Source organism: Pseudomonas sp. SW-3, assembly GCF_016615645.1.
GTDB lineage: Bacteria > Pseudomonadota > Gammaproteobacteria > Pseudomonadales > Pseudomonadaceae > Aquipseudomonas > Aquipseudomonas mandelii.
This window is the reverse complement of the sequence record NZ_CP067098.1, coordinates 632,300-647,228: the sequence shown is the minus strand read 5'-3', so window position 1 is coordinate 647,228 and position 14,929 is coordinate 632,300. Positions and strand designations below refer to the sequence as shown.

The window sequence follows — 14,929 nt, the reverse complement described above, 5'->3', positions numbered from 1 at the left end:
TGCGCCGCTGTCCCTGTCCAGAAAAACACCCTTGCGATGCTGCCCCGCGCCGAACAGAAACAACAAACCCGCAACGCCCTGATGGACGCTGCCCGTCACCTGATGGAATGTGGTCGAGGATTCGGCAGCCTGAGCCTGCGCGAAGTGGCGAAAACCGCCGGCATCGTGCCCACCGGTTTCTACCGGCATTTCGCCGATATGGACGAACTGGGCCTGGTACTGGTGAGCGAAGTCGGCCAGACCTTTCGCGAGACCATTCGCCTGGTGCGCCATAACGAGTTCGTCATGGGCGGCATCATTGACGCTTCGGTTCGGATCTTTCTCGACGTGGTCTCGGCCAATCGCTCGCAGTTCCTGTTTCTGGCCCGGGAGCAGTACGGCGGATCGCTGCCCGTGCGCCAGGCCATTGGTCGCCTGCGGGAAGACATCAGCTCGGACCTCGCGGCCGACCTGTCCTTGATGCCGAAATTGCAGCATCTGGACATCGCCGGCCTCAGCGTCATGGCGGATCTGATCGTCAAAAGTGTGTTCGCGACCTTGCCGGACATTATCGATCCACCGGCCGAGGCGCTGCCTGAGCACCTGACGCCACAGGCAAAAATCACTCAACAGCTGCGCTTCATCTTCATCGGTCTCAAGCATTGGCAAGGCCTCGGCAGCACTGAATAAACCCTGTAGGAGCGAGCCTGCTCGCGATAGCGGAATGTCAGCCACATCAAATGTTGTTGTGCCGACGCTATCGCAAGCAGGCTCACGTCCACAAAACCAGTCAAGGCATCAATTTGGTGCCACCGAAAAATCCCCGCACCATTCCAGTTCAAAATCCCGCAACAGCCTGAGCCACCCACTACGCTCCGACAGGTATTTCCTACGTATCGCCCGATTGGCAAGCCCCTTGCTCTAGCCTGAACATCGTCCATTGCTGGAAGCCTTCCGATGCTGGTGATTCATCGCAGAATCGACCCTCAACCCGTCTGGGCCGCCGAGTTGCACCTGACTTTCGAGGCCCGGAGCAAAAGCCGTTTGCGCTGTTTCAGTGCCGAAGGCGAGGACGTCGGTTTGTTTTTGGAGCGCGGTCAGCCGCCACTGTATGACGGTGAGTGCCTGCAAGCCGAAGATGGGCGCATCGTCCGCGTCTGCGCCCGCCCCGAACAATTGCTGCATGTTACGTGCGCCAACGCGTTCGAACTGACTCGCGCGGCCTATCACCTGGGCAATCGCCACGTCGCCCTGCAAGTCGGTGATGGCTGGTTGCGCCTGCTCGATGATTACGTACTCAAGGCCATGCTCGAACAGCTGGAGGCCAACGTCGACAACATCGAGGCACCGTTCCAGCCGGAACACGGCGCCTATGGGGGCGGCCATCACCATTCCCGCCACGGCGACGAGGACTTCAACTACCCGCCGAAATTGCACCAGTTCGGCGTCCGGTTATGAACCCGGCCTGGGCGCTGCTGCGCCTGGCCAGCCCACAACTGCCGATTGGCGGCTACAGCTATTCGCAAGGCCTGGAGATGGCGGTGGATAACGGCCGGGTGAACAATGCAGACAGCGCGCGACGCTGGATCAGCGATCAGTTGTTGTTGAACCTGGCACGCTTCGAAGCGCCGCTGCTGCTCGCCCATTGCACCGCTGCCTTTGATGAGAACTGGGGCCAGTTGCTGCAACGCTGCGAAGAACATCGTGCCAGCCGGGAAACCCGCGAGCTGCATCAGGAAAGCCGGCAGATGGGCTATTCATTGCAACAACTGCTCAACGGCTTGCCGGAACTCGATGCGCCGGCCCGCGCCTTTCTCCAGCAGCGCCCTGAGCCGCATTTGGCCCTCGGCTGGGCGCTTGCCGCTCGCGCCTGGCAGATCAGCCCGCAAGATGCGCTGGCGGCGTGGCTCTGGAGCTGGCTGGAAAATCAATTGGCGGTGCTGATGAAAACCCTGCCCCTGGGCCAGCAAGCCGCGCAACGCCTGACCAGCGAACTGCTGCCACTGCTGCAACAAGCCCAGCAGGACGCCACCCGAATCAACCCCGAACACTACGGCAGCGCCGCGTTCGGCCTGTCCCTGGCGTGCATGGCCCATGAGCGCCAGTACAGCCGTCTGTTCCGTTCCTAGGGCCTTTTTACTTGGAGAATCACATGAACACACAACCCCTGCGCGTCGGCATCGGCGGACCGGTCGGTTCCGGTAAAACCGCCCTGACGCTGGCGCTCTGCCTGGCCCTGCGCGACCGCTACAACCTGGCCGTCGTCACCAACGACATCTACACCCGCGAAGACGCCGATTTCCTGGTGCGCAACGAAGCCCTGGCCCCTGAGCGCATCATCGGCGTGGAAACCGGCGGCTGCCCGCACACGGCGATCCGCGAAGACGCCTCGATCAACCTCGAAGCGGTGGATCAACTGAACCGCCGCTTTCCGGGGCTGGATCTGATTCTGGTGGAGTCCGGCGGCGATAACCTGTCGGCGACCTTCAGCCCGGAACTGTCCGACCTGACCATTTACGTGATCGACGTCTCGGCGGGCGACAAGCTGCCGCGCAAGGGCGGGCCGGGGATCTGCAAGTCCGACTTGCTGGTGATCAACAAGGTCGACCTCGCGCCGCTGGTGGGCGCGTCGCTGGAACTGATGGACAGCGACACCACGCGCATGCGCAACGGCAAGCCGTTTGTCTTCAGCAATCAGAAAACCGGCTTGGGCCTGGAAGCAATCATCGCCTTCATCGAACGCCAAGGCCTGCTGACCGCAGCCTGATCACGACTTATCAACAAGGAAGCTTATCCATGACACTGAAACGCATCCTGGGCACCCTGGCCCTGCTGCTGACCCCGGCCATCGCCTTCGCGCACCCGGGTCATGGCGACAACGGTTTGATCGCCGGCATCAGCCACCCGATTGGCGGCCTTGATCACTTGCTGGCAATGGTGGCGGTGGGTTTGTGGGCGGCGCAGCAAAAAGGCGCCGCGCGCTGGGCGCTGCCGTGCACCTTCGTTGGCACCATGCTGATTGGTGGACTGCTGGGATTTGAAGGATTGAACCTGCCGGCGCTGGAAAGCGGCATTGCGGCATCGGTGCTGGCGCTGGGCCTGGCCGTGGCCCTGGCCGTGCGTCCGCCGCTGGGCGTGGCGGTCGGTGCGACGGCTTTGTTTGCGCTGTTCCATGGTGTGGCCCATGGGCTGGAGTTGCCGGACATGTCGAGCCCTTGGGCGTATGCCGCAGGGTTTGTGGCGGCGACGGCGGCGTTGCATGCCGCGGGTTATGCGGTGGTGCGCGTGTTGCCGCAAGCGGCGGCGCCGTTGGTTCGATTGGCCGGTGCGGCTTCGGCGGCGACTGGTGCGTGGTTGCTCGCAGGTTGATCTTTTATTGCCTGTGATGGCCCCTTCGCGAGCAGGCTCGCTCCCACATTGGAATGCGTACACCTGTGGGAGCGAGGCTTGCTCGCAAAGACGGCCTGACAGACACCGCATCTCTCAGGCCTGCTAACATGTCGCGCAATCTACCCTGCCGTGACGACGCCAGCCAATGCCGCCTGTTTCCCGCTCTGCCTCCCAGCCTGAATTGACCGCTCTGTTCGCCTCGGTGCAACAGCATTTCCAGGACGTGATCGTGCCGCTCTGGCAAGGCCCCGGCTGGAATGCCGACATGGCGTTGCCTTACGAAGCGTTGGACGCCGGGCATCAACCGCTGCCGCCCCAACGCTATCGAGCGATGGCCTGCGCGCGGCAGCTGTATCTGTTTTCCAGCCTGATCGGCCAGGTGCCGGCCGCCGAGGAACGCGCCGCGGCGCTATTCCGTTCCTTGCAACAGCATTTTCACGACGCCGAGCACGGTGGCTGGTTCTACAGCATCGACCCGCAAGGTGCGCCACTGGATCAGCGCAAAGACCTCTACACCCACGCCTTTATCCTGTTCGCCTGCGCCCATTACTGGGGCAAGGTGCGCGAGCCGCTAGTGGAATCGGTCCTCAACGCGACACTGGAAGTGCTGGCGCAGCGCTTCGCCACAGGCGACGGCCTGTACGAAGCCAGCCTCGACCGCGACTGGTCCTCGCTCGACTCCGGCCCCCTGCAAAATCCCTTGATGCATCTGGCCGAAGCTTTCCTCGCGACCCTGTCGGTGCGAGAAGACATCGCCGTACAGCGCGCGCTGGTCGAGTTATGCACAGCCATGCAGAAGCGTTTTATTGACCCGCACCACAGCGTGCTGATGGAAAAACCGCTGGGCGCTGTGGATAACTGGTTTGAACCGGGGCATCAGTTCGAGTGGTATTTCCTGCTGGAGTCTTCGCCACTGCTGCACGGCTCAAAACTGCATGCTTCGCTGGAGCGCGCGTTTGTACTCACCGAACAACTGGGCGTTGATCCACAAACGGGTGCGGTGACGGCGATGCTCGATCTGAATGGCTCTGCCAAGGATGCCACTCAACGCATCTGGGCCCAGGCTGAATACCTGCGCGCGCTGACCTTGCGTCCAAATAGCGAAGGCTTGGTGCAACGCCAATTGCAGGCATTGCAGCAACGCTTTTTGCATGCGAGGGGGTGGTATGAATGTCGCGACGAGCAGGGCGAAGTCAGCCGCAAGGACATGCCATCGACCACGCCTTATCACTTGGCCACTTGCTATCGAGGGCTGGTCGACTATCTCGGCTGACTGACAGATAGCTATCGCGGGCAATTCGGATCGCCGCACCGCCGCTCCCACAGGTTTTTTGTCGTTCGCGAAATGACGATTCAACACAAGTCTTGTGGGAGCGCGGCTTGCCCGCGAAAGCCGTTATGCGGTCTTAACCCTTGGCATTACGCTCAATCGCAAACCCGGCCCACGTCTGGCTCACCGGCATCAATTCGAGGCTGTTGATGTTGATGTGCGCCGGGGCATTAAGCACCCAGAAAATGGTATCGGCGATGTCCTGCGGCTGGATCGGCTCGGCACCGGCGTAGGTCGCGTTGTAGCGCTCCTGGTCACCGGCGAAACGCACCAGCGAGAACTCGCTCTCGCATAGGCCCGGCTCGATATTGCTGACACGCACGCCAGTGCCTTGCAGGTCGCAACGCAGGTTCAGCGAGAACTGGCCAACGAATGCTTTGGTCCCACCATAAACATGGCTGCCCGGGTACGGATAGTTGCCGGCGACGGAGCCGAGGTTGACGATACCGGCACCGCGACCGTGGGCGATCAGGCGTGGCAACAGCAGGCGAGTGGCGTACATCAGGCCTTTGATGTTGGTGTCGACCATGGTGTCCCAATCGTCGAGGTCGCACTTAGGTGCTGGGTCAACGCCCAGCGCCAGACCGGCGTTGTTGATCAGCCCGCGCAGCTTGGCAAAGGACGGCGGCAAGTTGGCGATCGCCTCCTCCATGGCCTTGCGATCACGCACGTCGAGCACCAGGCCATGCACCTCGGTCTGCTTCGACAACTCGGCGCACAGGGCATTGAGGCGTTCTTCACGACGGCCTGTCAGCACCAGTTTCCAGCCGGCCTCGGCAAAACGACGGGCACAGGCTTCACCAAAACCAGAGGTCGCGCCGGTAATAAACAGGGTGTTGGACATCGTGTTCTCCTTGCTTCGGCTGATCGACAGCCATTGGAATAGAAAATCAGCTGGCAGCATGCCCGGCCTTGCCCACAGCGGCAACCGCCGCAAAAACTGTACAAAAAACAACCAGACCTTCCAAAGCCACAGGCACCGTGGCTTGCAGCCATGTACACGCACCTTATCCACAGGCCGGTCCACAGTTTCCGGGGGCAAGTGGAAAAGCTGCAAGCCGCTATCCACAAGGCTTTGCGGGTAGATTACAAAGTTTTTTGCTTGACCCTCGGGTACCAGCTGTGTAGCCCATGGCATTTTGCACGATGTGATGGGCAAACCGACGATGGCGCCAAGCCAGTAACTACGGCCCTCAGCCGAGTCTTTCCAGAGTTTAACCACAGACTTATCCACAGGCTGGCCCATTACATTTCCAGCCACTTTGCCATCCAACAAAAAGGTTGACAAAGCCTGTTCCGGGTCAAGCAAAAACGCCTGATCAAAAAACAACCACATCGCTGCAAGCCACGGATTCAAAGGCTCTCAGACAGCTACTCCCACGTTATTCACAGCCAGCTCCACAGTAAACGGGGACAAGTCAAAAGCGTGACAAAACAACTATTTGCAGCGGCTTTATGTCGCGCTTTGAGAGCTTGTGAATATTGTTTTCCACAATTTCCGGAAAGCACACTTGGCCCTTGCAGGAGCGGGCCTGCTTGCGAAAGCGGTGGGCCAGTGAAACACCTGTCGATTGGCACTCCGCTTTCGCGAGCAGGCTCGCTCCCACAGGGGGATTCGTGGTGTATTCGAGGTGTAAAAAAGCCCCGGCGATTGCTCGTCGGGGCTGTGGATATTTCGGCAGCGTGTCAGTGCCCGCCGAGATAGGCGTTACGCACTTCCTCGTTGACCAGCAGCTCCTTGCCGGTGCCCGTGATGCGGATCTCGCCGTTGACCATCACGTATGCCCGGTCCGACAGCTTCAACGCGTGGTTGGCGTTCTGCTCGACCAGGAAGATGGTCATGCCGGTACTCGCCAGTTCCCGCAGGGTCGCGAAGATCTGTTTCACCACGATCGGCGCCAGTCCAAGGCTCGGTTCATCAAGCAACAGCAGCTTGGGCCGACTCATCAACGCACGAGCGATGGCGAGCATCTGTTGCTCACCGCCGGACATGGTCATGGCCCGCTGGTTACGGCGCTCCTTGAGCCGTGGAAACAACTCGAACATGCGCTGCATGTCCTCGGAAGCGTACTTGTCACCGATAGGGATGGTGCCCATCAGCAGGTTTTCCTCGACGGTCATGTCGGGGAACACCCGTCGGCCTTCAGGCGACTGAGCGATGCCGTTGGACGCGATGTAGTGCGACGACTTGTGGGTGATGTCCACGCCCTGATAAATGATCTGCCCGCTAGCCGCTCGCGGCTGGCCGAAGATCGACATCAGCAAGGTCGATTTACCGGCGCCGTTGGAGCCGATCAGGCTGACGGTTTCACCTTCTTCGATATGCAGCGAGACTTTTTTCAGAGCCTGGATCGGCCCGTAAAACACATCCAGATCCTTGAGTTCGAGGATGGGTTGACTCATAGCACCACTTCCTCTTCATCAGCGCCCAGATAGGCCGCAATCACTTTCGGGTCGTTGCGAATCGCTTCAGGTCCGCCCTCGGCGATGACGACGCCGTGGTCCAGCACCACGATGTGGTCGGAAATGCTCATTACCATGCCCATGTCGTGTTCGATCAGCACCACGGTCAGATCGTGCTCGTCGCGCAGCAAACGGATCATCGCGCTCAGCGCTTCGGTTTCCTGAGGGTTGAGGCCGGCCGCCGGTTCGTCGAGGCAGATGATCTGCGGCCGGGTGCACATGGCCCGGGCGATTTCCAGGCGGCGCTGTTGGCCGTAGGACAGTTCACCGGCCAGACGGTTGGCGCAGTCCACAAGGTCCACGACTTCCAGCCAGTAGAAGGCGTGGTCCAGCGCGTCGCTTTCGGCCTTGCGGTAGCCCTTGGTATTGAGGATGCCGGCCAACATGTTGCGGTTGACCCACATGTGCTGGGCTACCAGCAGGTTTTCAAGTACCGACATTTCCTTGAACAGGCGAATGTTCTGGAAGGTGCGCGCCAGCCCGGCACGGTTCACCAGGTGGGTGCCGCCGAACATTTTGTAGCGCATCCGGGTGATGAAGCTTTTCGGCGAAACGAAATCCGTGGCTTTGAACGATTCGCCCAACAGCTGGATGACATCGGTGCGTTCGCCGCGGGTATTGAGTTCGATCCTGCCACCGGAGGCCTTGTAGAAACCGGTCAGGCAGTTGAACACGGTGGTCTTGCCGGCGCCGTTGGGGCCGATCAGGGCAAAGATCGAGTTGCGATGCACCTTGAGGCTGACATCGCTCAACGCCTTGATGCCGCCGAAGTGCATCATCAGCTTCTCGACCGAGAGTACGACTTCGCTCATGGCGCTACTCCTTTACGCGGGGTCACACCGGTACGGCTGATCCGAATCAGGCCGCGCGGTCGCCAGATCATCATCAACACCATCAACACGCCGAACAGCAGCACGCGATATTCCGCAAAGCCGCGCAGCAGTTCCGGGGCAACGGTCAGCACGAAGGCTGCAATCACCACGCCGATGGTCGAGCCCATTCCGCCGAGGACCACGATGGCGAGGATCAGCGCCGATTCGAAAAAGGTGAACGAGGTCGGGTTGACGAAGCCTTGATACGTGGCGAAGAACACCCCGGCCAGGCCGGCCGTCGAGGCACCGATGGTGAACGCCGAGAGCTTGACCAGTACGTGGTTCAGGCCCATGGAGCGGCAGGCGATTTCGTCTTCACGCAAGGCTTCCCAAGCGCGGCCGACCGGCATCTTGACCAGACGATGCTTGATGTACAGCACGGCCAGCACCACCAGGAACAACACCGCATAGATGAAGTAATACTTCACGTCCGGGTTATAGGCGATGCCGAAGAACTCATGGAACGGGACGCCCCCCTCCTTCGCGCGCTTGCCGAACTCGAGACCGAAGAAGGTTGGCAATGGAGCCGCCATGCCATTCGGGCCGCCGGTCAGGGACAACCAGTTGTTGAGGATCAGGCGAATGATTTCACCGAATCCCAGGGTCACGATCGCCAGGTAGTCACCGTGCAATCGCAGCACCGGGAACCCGAGGATGCAACCGGCAAGGCCCGCGGTGATGGCCGCCAGCGGCAGCACCGTCCAGAAACCCAGGCCGAGGTATTGATAACCCAGCGCCAGGCCGTAGGCACCGATGGCGTAGAAGGCCACGTAACCCAGATCGAGCAGGCCGGCCAGGCCGACCACGATGTTCAGGCCCAGGCCGAGCAATACGTAGATCAGCCCGAGAATGACCACGCCCAGCAGGTAGGAGTTGGAGAAGAACGGGAACACCACGGCAACGAGGATCACCAGCGGGATGATCCAGCGCAGGCGGGATTTGTAATCAGGCGGCAGTACATGAACCCCGGAACCAGTGCTTTCAAAGCCTTCAAGGATTTTCAGACCCTTGGGCGTTTGCAGGAACAGGCTCAGGGCAAACCGGCCAGCCATGACGATGGCGACAATCCAGGCCACCCGGGTCGTTTCCAGATTGAAGCCGTAGCCGTCAAGGACCACGCCGACAATCGGGCCGAACACAATCAGGGCGACAAGGCCGGCAAGAATCGCGTCAACCAGGCTTCTTTTGAGATCAATGGTTTTTTTAGTGGTTGAAGACATCGCTTACACCTTCGACACAAGAGGACGGCCGAGCAGGCCTTGGGGCCGAAAGACCAGAACGAGAACGAGCAGCGAGAAGCTGAAAACGTCTTTGTAGTCCGAGTTGACCAAACCTGAGAACAGCGACTCGGAGATCCCGAGAATGATCCCGCCAAGCATCGCACCAGGCAGCGAGCCGATGCCGCCAAGTACCGCGGCCGTGAACGCCTTGATGCCGATGATGAAGCCGGCATAGAAGTCGAACGTGCCGTAGTTCATGGTGATCAGCACGCCGGCCAGGGCCGCCATCGCTGCACCGATGATGAACACGTAGGAAATCACGCGGTCGGTGTTGATCCCCAGGATCGAGGCCATCTTGCGGTCTTGCTGGGTGGCGCGGCACATGCGGCCGAGCTTGGTGTACTTGATGATGTAGGTCAGCAGGGCCATGCCGGCGAATGCGGCAATCAGGATAAACACCTTGGTGTAGGTCAACTGCACGAAGCCGGTGCCGATTTCGACGCGCCAGGCCCCCGTCAATAAGGTCGGAACGCCCTGTTGCTTGGCACCTTGGGCGATCTGGGCATAGTTTTGCAGGATCAGCGAAATCCCGATGGCGCTGATCAGCGGTGCCAGTCGGGTGGAGTTGCGCAGGGGCTTGTAGGCGACGCGCTCGATGACCCAGCCATACACCGCCGTGACCACGATGGTGAAGATCAAGGTGCCGAGCATCAACAGCGGGAAGGATTCAATACCGAAGTACGCCAGCAGAGCCAGACTGATTGCCGCGAGGTAAGCGGAAATCATGTAAACCTCGCCGTGGGCGAAGTTGATCATGCCAATGATGCCATAGACCATTGTGTAGCCGATGGCGATCAGGCCATAGACCGACCCGAGGGTCAGGCCGTTGACCAGTTGCTGCAGGAAAATACCATCCATAACGCAATCTCACGCATTTGAGAGACTGCACAGAAGCCGGGTGCAACGGACCGGGGTTCAGCCGCCGGGGCAACACGGTTGTGTGCAGCTCTACGAGAAAAGACAGGTACTGCACGGACATGTTCATAGACTGCCCGGTGCAACAGGCACCGGGCAGATCAGGTCATATCACTTCTGTTTTTCCAGCTGGTGGTATTTGCCGTCCTTGTCCCACTCGTAAACGACGTAGTCGGAGACTTTCAGGTCTCCCTTGGCGTCCCAGGTCTTCTCGCCCATCACGGTTTTGACCGGGTTTTTCTTCAGCCACTCGGCGGCTTTCTCGCCACTGTTGGACTTGGCGCCGTTGAAAGCTGCGGCCAGGGTCTGGACCGAAGCGTAGGCGTACAGGGTGTAGCCTTCAGGCTCGGTGCCTTTCTTGCGGAACTCGTCCACCACGGTTTTGCTGTCTGGCAGCAGGCGTGGGTCGGCGCCGAAGGTCATCAGTACGCCGTCAACGAATTGCGGACCGCCAGCAGTGGTGACCAGTTCGTCGGTCACGATGCCGTCATCGGACATGAACTTGACGTCTTTGAGGCCTTGCTCACGCAGTTGACGGACCAGAGGACCGGCTTCCGGGTGCAGACCGCCGAAGTAGACGACATCGGCGCCAGCGCCGCGGATCTTGGTGACGATGGTGCTGAAGTCTTTCTCGCCACGGGTCAGGCCTTCATACAGCACAGGCTTCACGCCGCGTTTTTCCAGTTGGGCCTTGGTAGCGTCCGCCAGGCCTTGGCCGTAGGTGTCCTTGTCGTGCAGGACAACGACTTTCTTGCCCTTGAGCACGTCGACGATGTAGTCACCGGCCACGATGCCTTGCTGATCGTCACGCCCGCACATACGGAACATGGCACTCAGGCCGCGTTCGGTAACCGCTGGGTTGGTGGAACCCGGAGTGATTGCAATGATGCCCGCTTCGTCGTAGATCTCGGAGGCCGGGATGGTCGACGAGGAGCAGAAGTGACCGACTACGCCGGCGACTTTCTGGTTGGTCAGGTCCTTGGCGACCGTCACAGCCTGTTTCGGTTCGCAGGCGTCATCGCCCTTCACCAGTACGATTTTTTCCCCGTTAACGCCGCCCGCCGCGTTGACCGCGTCGGCTGCAGCCTGTGCACCCTTCATGTACTGCTCGCCAAATGCCGCGTTGGCGCCTGTCATCGGACCCGCCACACCGATTTTCACATCAGCCTGTGCAAACGCAGAAACACCCAACGCAGTTGCCACTGCGAGGGCCAGAAAGCCTTTCTTGTAAAACGTCTGGGACATGAGGTGGTGCTCCAAGGTTTTTTTTAGTTGGCACTGCGACTTCTCTGAATGCTCAGAGCAAGGGCCGTGCCATCGGTTTTTTATTCTGAAAAAAGTCGCTGCTTTATTGTTATTTCGACTGTTTCGATCCCATTTTCATTGGGCGTGCAACCGTCTAAACCGCAGAAGGTGAAACCATTTATTTTTAAAGGCGCAACCCGCGTGCGCCATCATTGCAACCGCGGCGCCAAACGACGTGCAACCAGCCTGTAACAACGTGCGTCACCGAAGTGCACACTGCTGGTGCGGAACTGCTACAACCCGCACCTTTTACAGGCTAGTCGCTGCGCGAAAAAGCGCCGCTCCCAGCAACAAATTTCAACAATCAAATAACGATCCGCAAGCACTGGCCTGCGTGATACAGCGAGAAACCGGCCTCGTACAAACAACTGCGCAAACCCACCCCGGCCAATGGCTGCATGGGGGCAAAGGGAATGGGTAGCGCCTCAGGATTTCCGTTACACAGATAATCGGCAAAGGCTTTGCCGACCACTGTCCCTGTTGTCACGCCCCGGCCGTTGTAACCGGTGACTGCCACTAAACCGGGCGCCGGCTCGAACAAACGCATCAAATGGTCCGGGGTAAACGCGATGCAACCGGTCCAGGTGCATTCCCATTCCACGGGTTTGAGGTAGGGGAAATAGTGCTGCTGCACCCGATCGGCCCAGGCCTTGAGGAACCAGGCCGGTTTCTGATTGCCGTTACCGAGGCTGCCCAGCAACAGACGGCCGTCTTTGTCGCGACGAATACTGCTCAGTACCTGGCGCGTGTCCCAGGAACCCTGCCCGCCGGGCAGAATTTGCTGCGCGGCGTCTTCGGTCAGCGGGACCGACGCCACTTGATAGTAATAACCGGGGAAGAAATTGCGCCGCAACTCCGTCCAGTCACCTTCGGTATAAGCGTTGGAGGCGATGACCACTTGCTCGGCGAGCACTGATCCCTGAGCGGTTTGCACCGACCAGCGTTGGCCCTGACGTTCGAGTCGGGTCACCGGAGAATGATCGAACAGTTGGCCCCCGAGGCTGATCGCCGCTTTGGCCAGCCCCGTGGTGTAAGCCATCGGATTGATCGTGCCGGCACGCTTGTCGAGCAGCGCGGCAGCAATCTTTTTTGTACCCGTCGCTTGTTCGCAGGATTGCCCCGTCAGCAGTTCGACCGGTGCTCCGCGACGTTTCCATTGTTCTTCGCGACTGCGCAGATCGGCTTCGCCACGGGCGTTGTGCGCCATGTGCAGCGTGCCTTCGCGGCGTAACTGGCAATCGATGTTGTATTTGTCGACCAGGCTGAACACCAGCGATGGCGCTGCACCCAGCATGCGATTGAGCTGACTGCCCACCGCTTCGCCGAACCCGGCTTCGATCTCGTCCGGTGGAATCCACATCCCGGCGTTGACCAGACCGACGTTGCGCCCCGAACCGCCGTGACCGGCGCGATGGGCTTCGAGCACGCAGACCTTTTTACCTTTTTCAAGTAGATGCACCGCCGCCGACAGGCCGGTGAAACCGGCGCCAATGACGCAGACATCGACGGTAACTTCGCCCTTGAGCGCGGCATTGTCGGGCCTTTGCGGCGTCAGTTTTTCCCACAGACACTCTTCGCGTAACGGCATTGCCAGACTCCAACAGAAACCTAACCAACACACAGTTCAAAATGTAGGAGTGAGCCTGCTCGCGATAGCGATTTAACATTCAACATCTATGTTGACTGATAGACCGCAATCGCGAGCAGGCTCACTCCTACAGGGGATCACTGTTCGACTCGAGGATCAGTCGAACGTAATACCCTGCGCCAACGGCAACTCCAGCGAGTAGTTCACGGTGTTGGTCTGGCGGCGCATGTAGCCGCGCCATGCATCGGAGCCCGACTCACGCCCACCACCGGTTTCTTTCTCGCCACCGAACGCGCCGCCAATTTCCGCACCGCTCGGGCCGATGTTGACGTTGGCGATGCCGCAGTCGCTGCCCACCGCCGACATGAACTGTTCGGCTTCACGCACGTCGGTGGTGAAGATGCACGAGGACAGGCCTTGTGGCACCGAGTTGTTCAGACGCAGCGCTTCGTCGAAATCCTTGTAACCGACCACGTACAAGATCGGTGCGAAGGTTTCATTGCAGACCACATCGCTCTGCTCCGGCATTTCAACGATGGCCGGCGAGACGTAATAAGCGTTCGGGTATTTGTCTTCCAGCTGGCGTTCGCCGCCAAACACCCGGCCGCCTTCGCTCAGGGCTTGTTCCAGCGCGTCCTGCATGTTTTCGAAACTGTTTTTGTCGATCAGCGGACCGATCAGGTTGCCCTCGAGCGGATTGCCGATGCGGACCTTGGAATAGGCAGCCTTGAGGCGAGTGACGATTTCTTCCTTCACCGACTCATGGGCAATCAGGCGACGCAACGTGGTGCAACGCTGACCGGCGGTGCCGACGGCGCTGAACAGGATGGCGCGGACGGCCATGTCCAGGTCGGCGCTTGGGGCGAGGATCATCGCGTTGTTGCCGCCCAGCTCCAGAATGCTGCGGGCGAAACGTGCGGCGATTTTTGGCGCCACTTCACGGCCCATGCGGGTGCTGCCGGTGGCGCTGATCAGCGCGACACGCGGGTCATCGACCAGCGCTTCGCCGGCATCGCGGCCGCCGATGATCACTTGGCTGAGGTGTGGAGGTGCGTCGCTGAAGTTCTTCAGTACGCGGTCAAACAGCGCCTGGCAGGCCAGTGCGGTCAGTGGGGTTTTCTCGGACGGTTTCCAGATCACCGGGTTGCCGCAGACCAGCGCCAGCGTGGTGTTCCAGGCCCAGACCGCAACCGGGAAGTTGAAGGCGCTGATGACGCCGACGACGCCCAGCGGGTGCCAGGTTTCGCGCATGTGGTGGCCAGGACGCTCGGACGCGATGGTCAAGCCGTACAGCTGACGGGACAGGCCGACGGCGAAATCGCAGATGTCGATCATTTCCTGAACTTCACCCAGGCCTTCCTGTGTGATCTTGCCCGCTTCCCAGGACACCAGCTCGCCGAGGTCGGCCTTGTATTCGCGCAGGATGTCGCCCAGTTGACGCACCAGTTCGCCACGGCGCGGGGCCGGGACCTTGCGCCACAATTCGAACGCATGATCTGCACGACTGATGTGCTGCTCGACTTCAGCGGCGCCTTCCCAGTTCACGGCAGCGATCCGGCTGCCATCGATCGGCGAATGCACCGGCACTTTGCCGTTCTGGTACAGGGCCGGGTTCACACCAAGACGATCAAGCAATGCGGCAACCATGGGTCACTCCTCGAGCAAAAAACAGAAAACGTACAGCCGGACATTCACGGCTGATCAGACCTGTAGTTTTAGCTCCCCGGAGGTTACCCAACAAACGACCTTTAAGAGAGATATCATTCCGTTTATTCATGCTTTGAATTGCTGGCAGTAAAAGAAACAA

Annotated in this window: 14 protein-coding genes; 6 read left to right on the top strand and 8 right to left on the bottom strand. The window is 60.0% G+C overall.

What is annotated here, in order from left to right; translation table 11 throughout:
- Nucleotides 1-36: 36 nt before the first annotated feature.
- From JIO00_RS02810 to JIO00_RS02785, 6 genes are all read left to right on the top strand, one after another.
- Nucleotides 37-669, top strand: coding sequence for a TetR family transcriptional regulator (locus JIO00_RS02810; RefSeq protein ID WP_010464134.1), 633 nt, complete (start codon nt 37-39; stop codon nt 667-669).
- A gap of 267 nt (nt 670-936) precedes the next feature.
- Nucleotides 937-1,437, top strand: a complete 501-nt coding sequence (gene ureE, locus JIO00_RS02805; RefSeq protein WP_010464135.1) for an urease accessory protein UreE — start codon at nt 937-939, stop codon at nt 1,435-1,437.
- Nucleotides 1,434-2,108 carry an urease accessory protein UreF gene (locus JIO00_RS02800; protein ID WP_154502827.1) on the top strand — a complete coding sequence of 225 codons (675 nt, stop codon included), beginning with the start codon at nt 1,434-1,436 and terminating at the stop codon, nt 2,106-2,108. The genes ureE and JIO00_RS02800 overlap by 4 nt, the downstream gene beginning before the upstream one ends.
- A 23-nt stretch (nt 2,109-2,131) precedes the next feature.
- Nucleotides 2,132-2,746 (top strand): urease accessory protein UreG, encoded by a 615-nt coding sequence (gene ureG / locus JIO00_RS02795; RefSeq protein WP_010464137.1) that lies wholly within the window; start codon nt 2,132-2,134, stop codon nt 2,744-2,746.
- A 29-nt stretch (nt 2,747-2,775) separates the two neighbouring features.
- Nucleotides 2,776-3,348 carry a HupE/UreJ family protein gene (locus JIO00_RS02790; RefSeq protein ID WP_200667576.1) on the top strand — a complete coding sequence of 191 codons (573 nt, stop codon included), beginning with the start codon at nt 2,776-2,778 and terminating at the stop codon, nt 3,346-3,348.
- A 166-nt stretch (nt 3,349-3,514) separates the two neighbouring features.
- Entirely contained in the window at nt 3,515-4,642 is a 1,128-nt protein-coding gene (locus tag JIO00_RS02785; RefSeq protein WP_200667575.1) for an AGE family epimerase/isomerase, read from the top strand.
- Between the two features lie 133 nt (nt 4,643-4,775).
- On the opposite strand, the gene JIO00_RS02780 is transcribed toward JIO00_RS02785, so the two are convergent.
- The 8 genes from JIO00_RS02780 to amaB all read right to left on the bottom strand — a co-directional run bounded on the left by JIO00_RS02780 (nt 4,776) and on the right by amaB (nt 14,769).
- Nucleotides 4,776-5,543, bottom strand: a complete 768-nt coding sequence (locus JIO00_RS02780) for an SDR family oxidoreductase (RefSeq protein WP_010464142.1) — start codon at nt 5,541-5,543, stop codon at nt 4,776-4,778.
- A gap of 842 nt (nt 5,544-6,385) precedes the next feature.
- A complete protein-coding gene (locus JIO00_RS02775) occupies nt 6,386-7,102 on the bottom strand; it encodes an ABC transporter ATP-binding protein (protein WP_077748934.1) in 717 nt (238 codons plus the stop codon).
- A complete protein-coding gene (locus tag JIO00_RS02770; protein ID WP_010464147.1) occupies nt 7,099-7,974 on the bottom strand; it encodes an ABC transporter ATP-binding protein in 876 nt (291 codons plus the stop codon). The genes JIO00_RS02775 and JIO00_RS02770 overlap by 4 nt, the downstream gene beginning before the upstream one ends.
- Nucleotides 7,971-9,254 carry a high-affinity branched-chain amino acid ABC transporter permease LivM gene (gene livM, locus JIO00_RS02765; RefSeq protein ID WP_010464149.1) on the bottom strand — a complete coding sequence of 428 codons (1,284 nt, stop codon included), beginning with the start codon at nt 9,252-9,254 and terminating at the stop codon, nt 7,971-7,973. Before livM ends, JIO00_RS02770 begins: the two co-directional genes overlap by 4 nt.
- 3 nt (nt 9,255-9,257) lie before the next feature.
- Entirely contained in the window at nt 9,258-10,172 is a 915-nt protein-coding gene (locus tag JIO00_RS02760; protein WP_010464150.1) for an ABC transporter permease subunit, read from the bottom strand.
- Nucleotides 10,173-10,340: 168 nt separating this feature from the next.
- Nucleotides 10,341-11,474 (bottom strand): ABC transporter substrate-binding protein, encoded by a 1,134-nt coding sequence (locus JIO00_RS02755; RefSeq protein WP_010464151.1) that lies wholly within the window; start codon nt 11,472-11,474, stop codon nt 10,341-10,343.
- Between the two features lie 364 nt (nt 11,475-11,838).
- Nucleotides 11,839-13,122, bottom strand: coding sequence for an L-pipecolate oxidase (amaA, locus tag JIO00_RS02750; protein WP_010464152.1), 1,284 nt, complete (start codon nt 13,120-13,122; stop codon nt 11,839-11,841).
- 156 nt (nt 13,123-13,278) lie between these two features.
- A complete protein-coding gene (amaB, locus tag JIO00_RS02745) occupies nt 13,279-14,769 on the bottom strand; it encodes an L-piperidine-6-carboxylate dehydrogenase (RefSeq protein ID WP_010464154.1) in 1,491 nt (496 codons plus the stop codon).
- Between the last annotated feature and the right edge of the window lie 160 nt (nt 14,770-14,929).

Excerpts from the sequence above, each read along its gene's own strand:
- JIO00_RS02800 (WP_154502827.1), top strand. The coding sequence starts at position 1,434 with ATGAACCCGGCCTGGGCGCTGCTGCGCCTGGCCAGCCCACAACTGCCG.
- livM (WP_010464149.1), bottom strand. The coding sequence starts at position 9,254 with ATGTCTTCAACCACTAAAAAAACCATTGATCTCAAAAGAAGCCTGGTT.
- ureE (WP_010464135.1), top strand. The coding sequence starts at position 937 with ATGCTGGTGATTCATCGCAGAATCGACCCTCAACCCGTCTGGGCCGCC.
- JIO00_RS02780 (WP_010464142.1), bottom strand. The coding sequence starts at position 5,543 with ATGTCCAACACCCTGTTTATTACCGGCGCGACCTCTGGTTTTGGTGAA.
- ureG (WP_010464137.1), top strand. The coding sequence starts at position 2,132 with ATGAACACACAACCCCTGCGCGTCGGCATCGGCGGACCGGTCGGTTCC.
- JIO00_RS02760 (WP_010464150.1), bottom strand. The coding sequence starts at position 10,172 with ATGGATGGTATTTTCCTGCAGCAACTGGTCAACGGCCTGACCCTCGGG.
- JIO00_RS02810 (WP_010464134.1), top strand. The coding sequence starts at position 37 with ATGCTGCCCCGCGCCGAACAGAAACAACAAACCCGCAACGCCCTGATG.
- amaA (WP_010464152.1), bottom strand. The coding sequence starts at position 13,122 with ATGCCGTTACGCGAAGAGTGTCTGTGGGAAAAACTGACGCCGCAAAGG.
- JIO00_RS02775 (WP_077748934.1), bottom strand. The coding sequence starts at position 7,102 with ATGAGTCAACCCATCCTCGAACTCAAGGATCTGGATGTGTTTTACGGG.
- JIO00_RS02755 (WP_010464151.1), bottom strand. The coding sequence starts at position 11,474 with ATGTCCCAGACGTTTTACAAGAAAGGCTTTCTGGCCCTCGCAGTGGCA.
- JIO00_RS02785 (WP_200667575.1), top strand. The coding sequence starts at position 3,515 with ATGCCGCCTGTTTCCCGCTCTGCCTCCCAGCCTGAATTGACCGCTCTG.
- amaB (WP_010464154.1), bottom strand. The coding sequence starts at position 14,769 with ATGGTTGCCGCATTGCTTGATCGTCTTGGTGTGAACCCGGCCCTGTAC.
- JIO00_RS02790 (WP_200667576.1), top strand. The coding sequence starts at position 2,776 with ATGACACTGAAACGCATCCTGGGCACCCTGGCCCTGCTGCTGACCCCG.
- JIO00_RS02770 (WP_010464147.1), bottom strand. The coding sequence starts at position 7,974 with ATGAGCGAAGTCGTACTCTCGGTCGAGAAGCTGATGATGCACTTCGGC.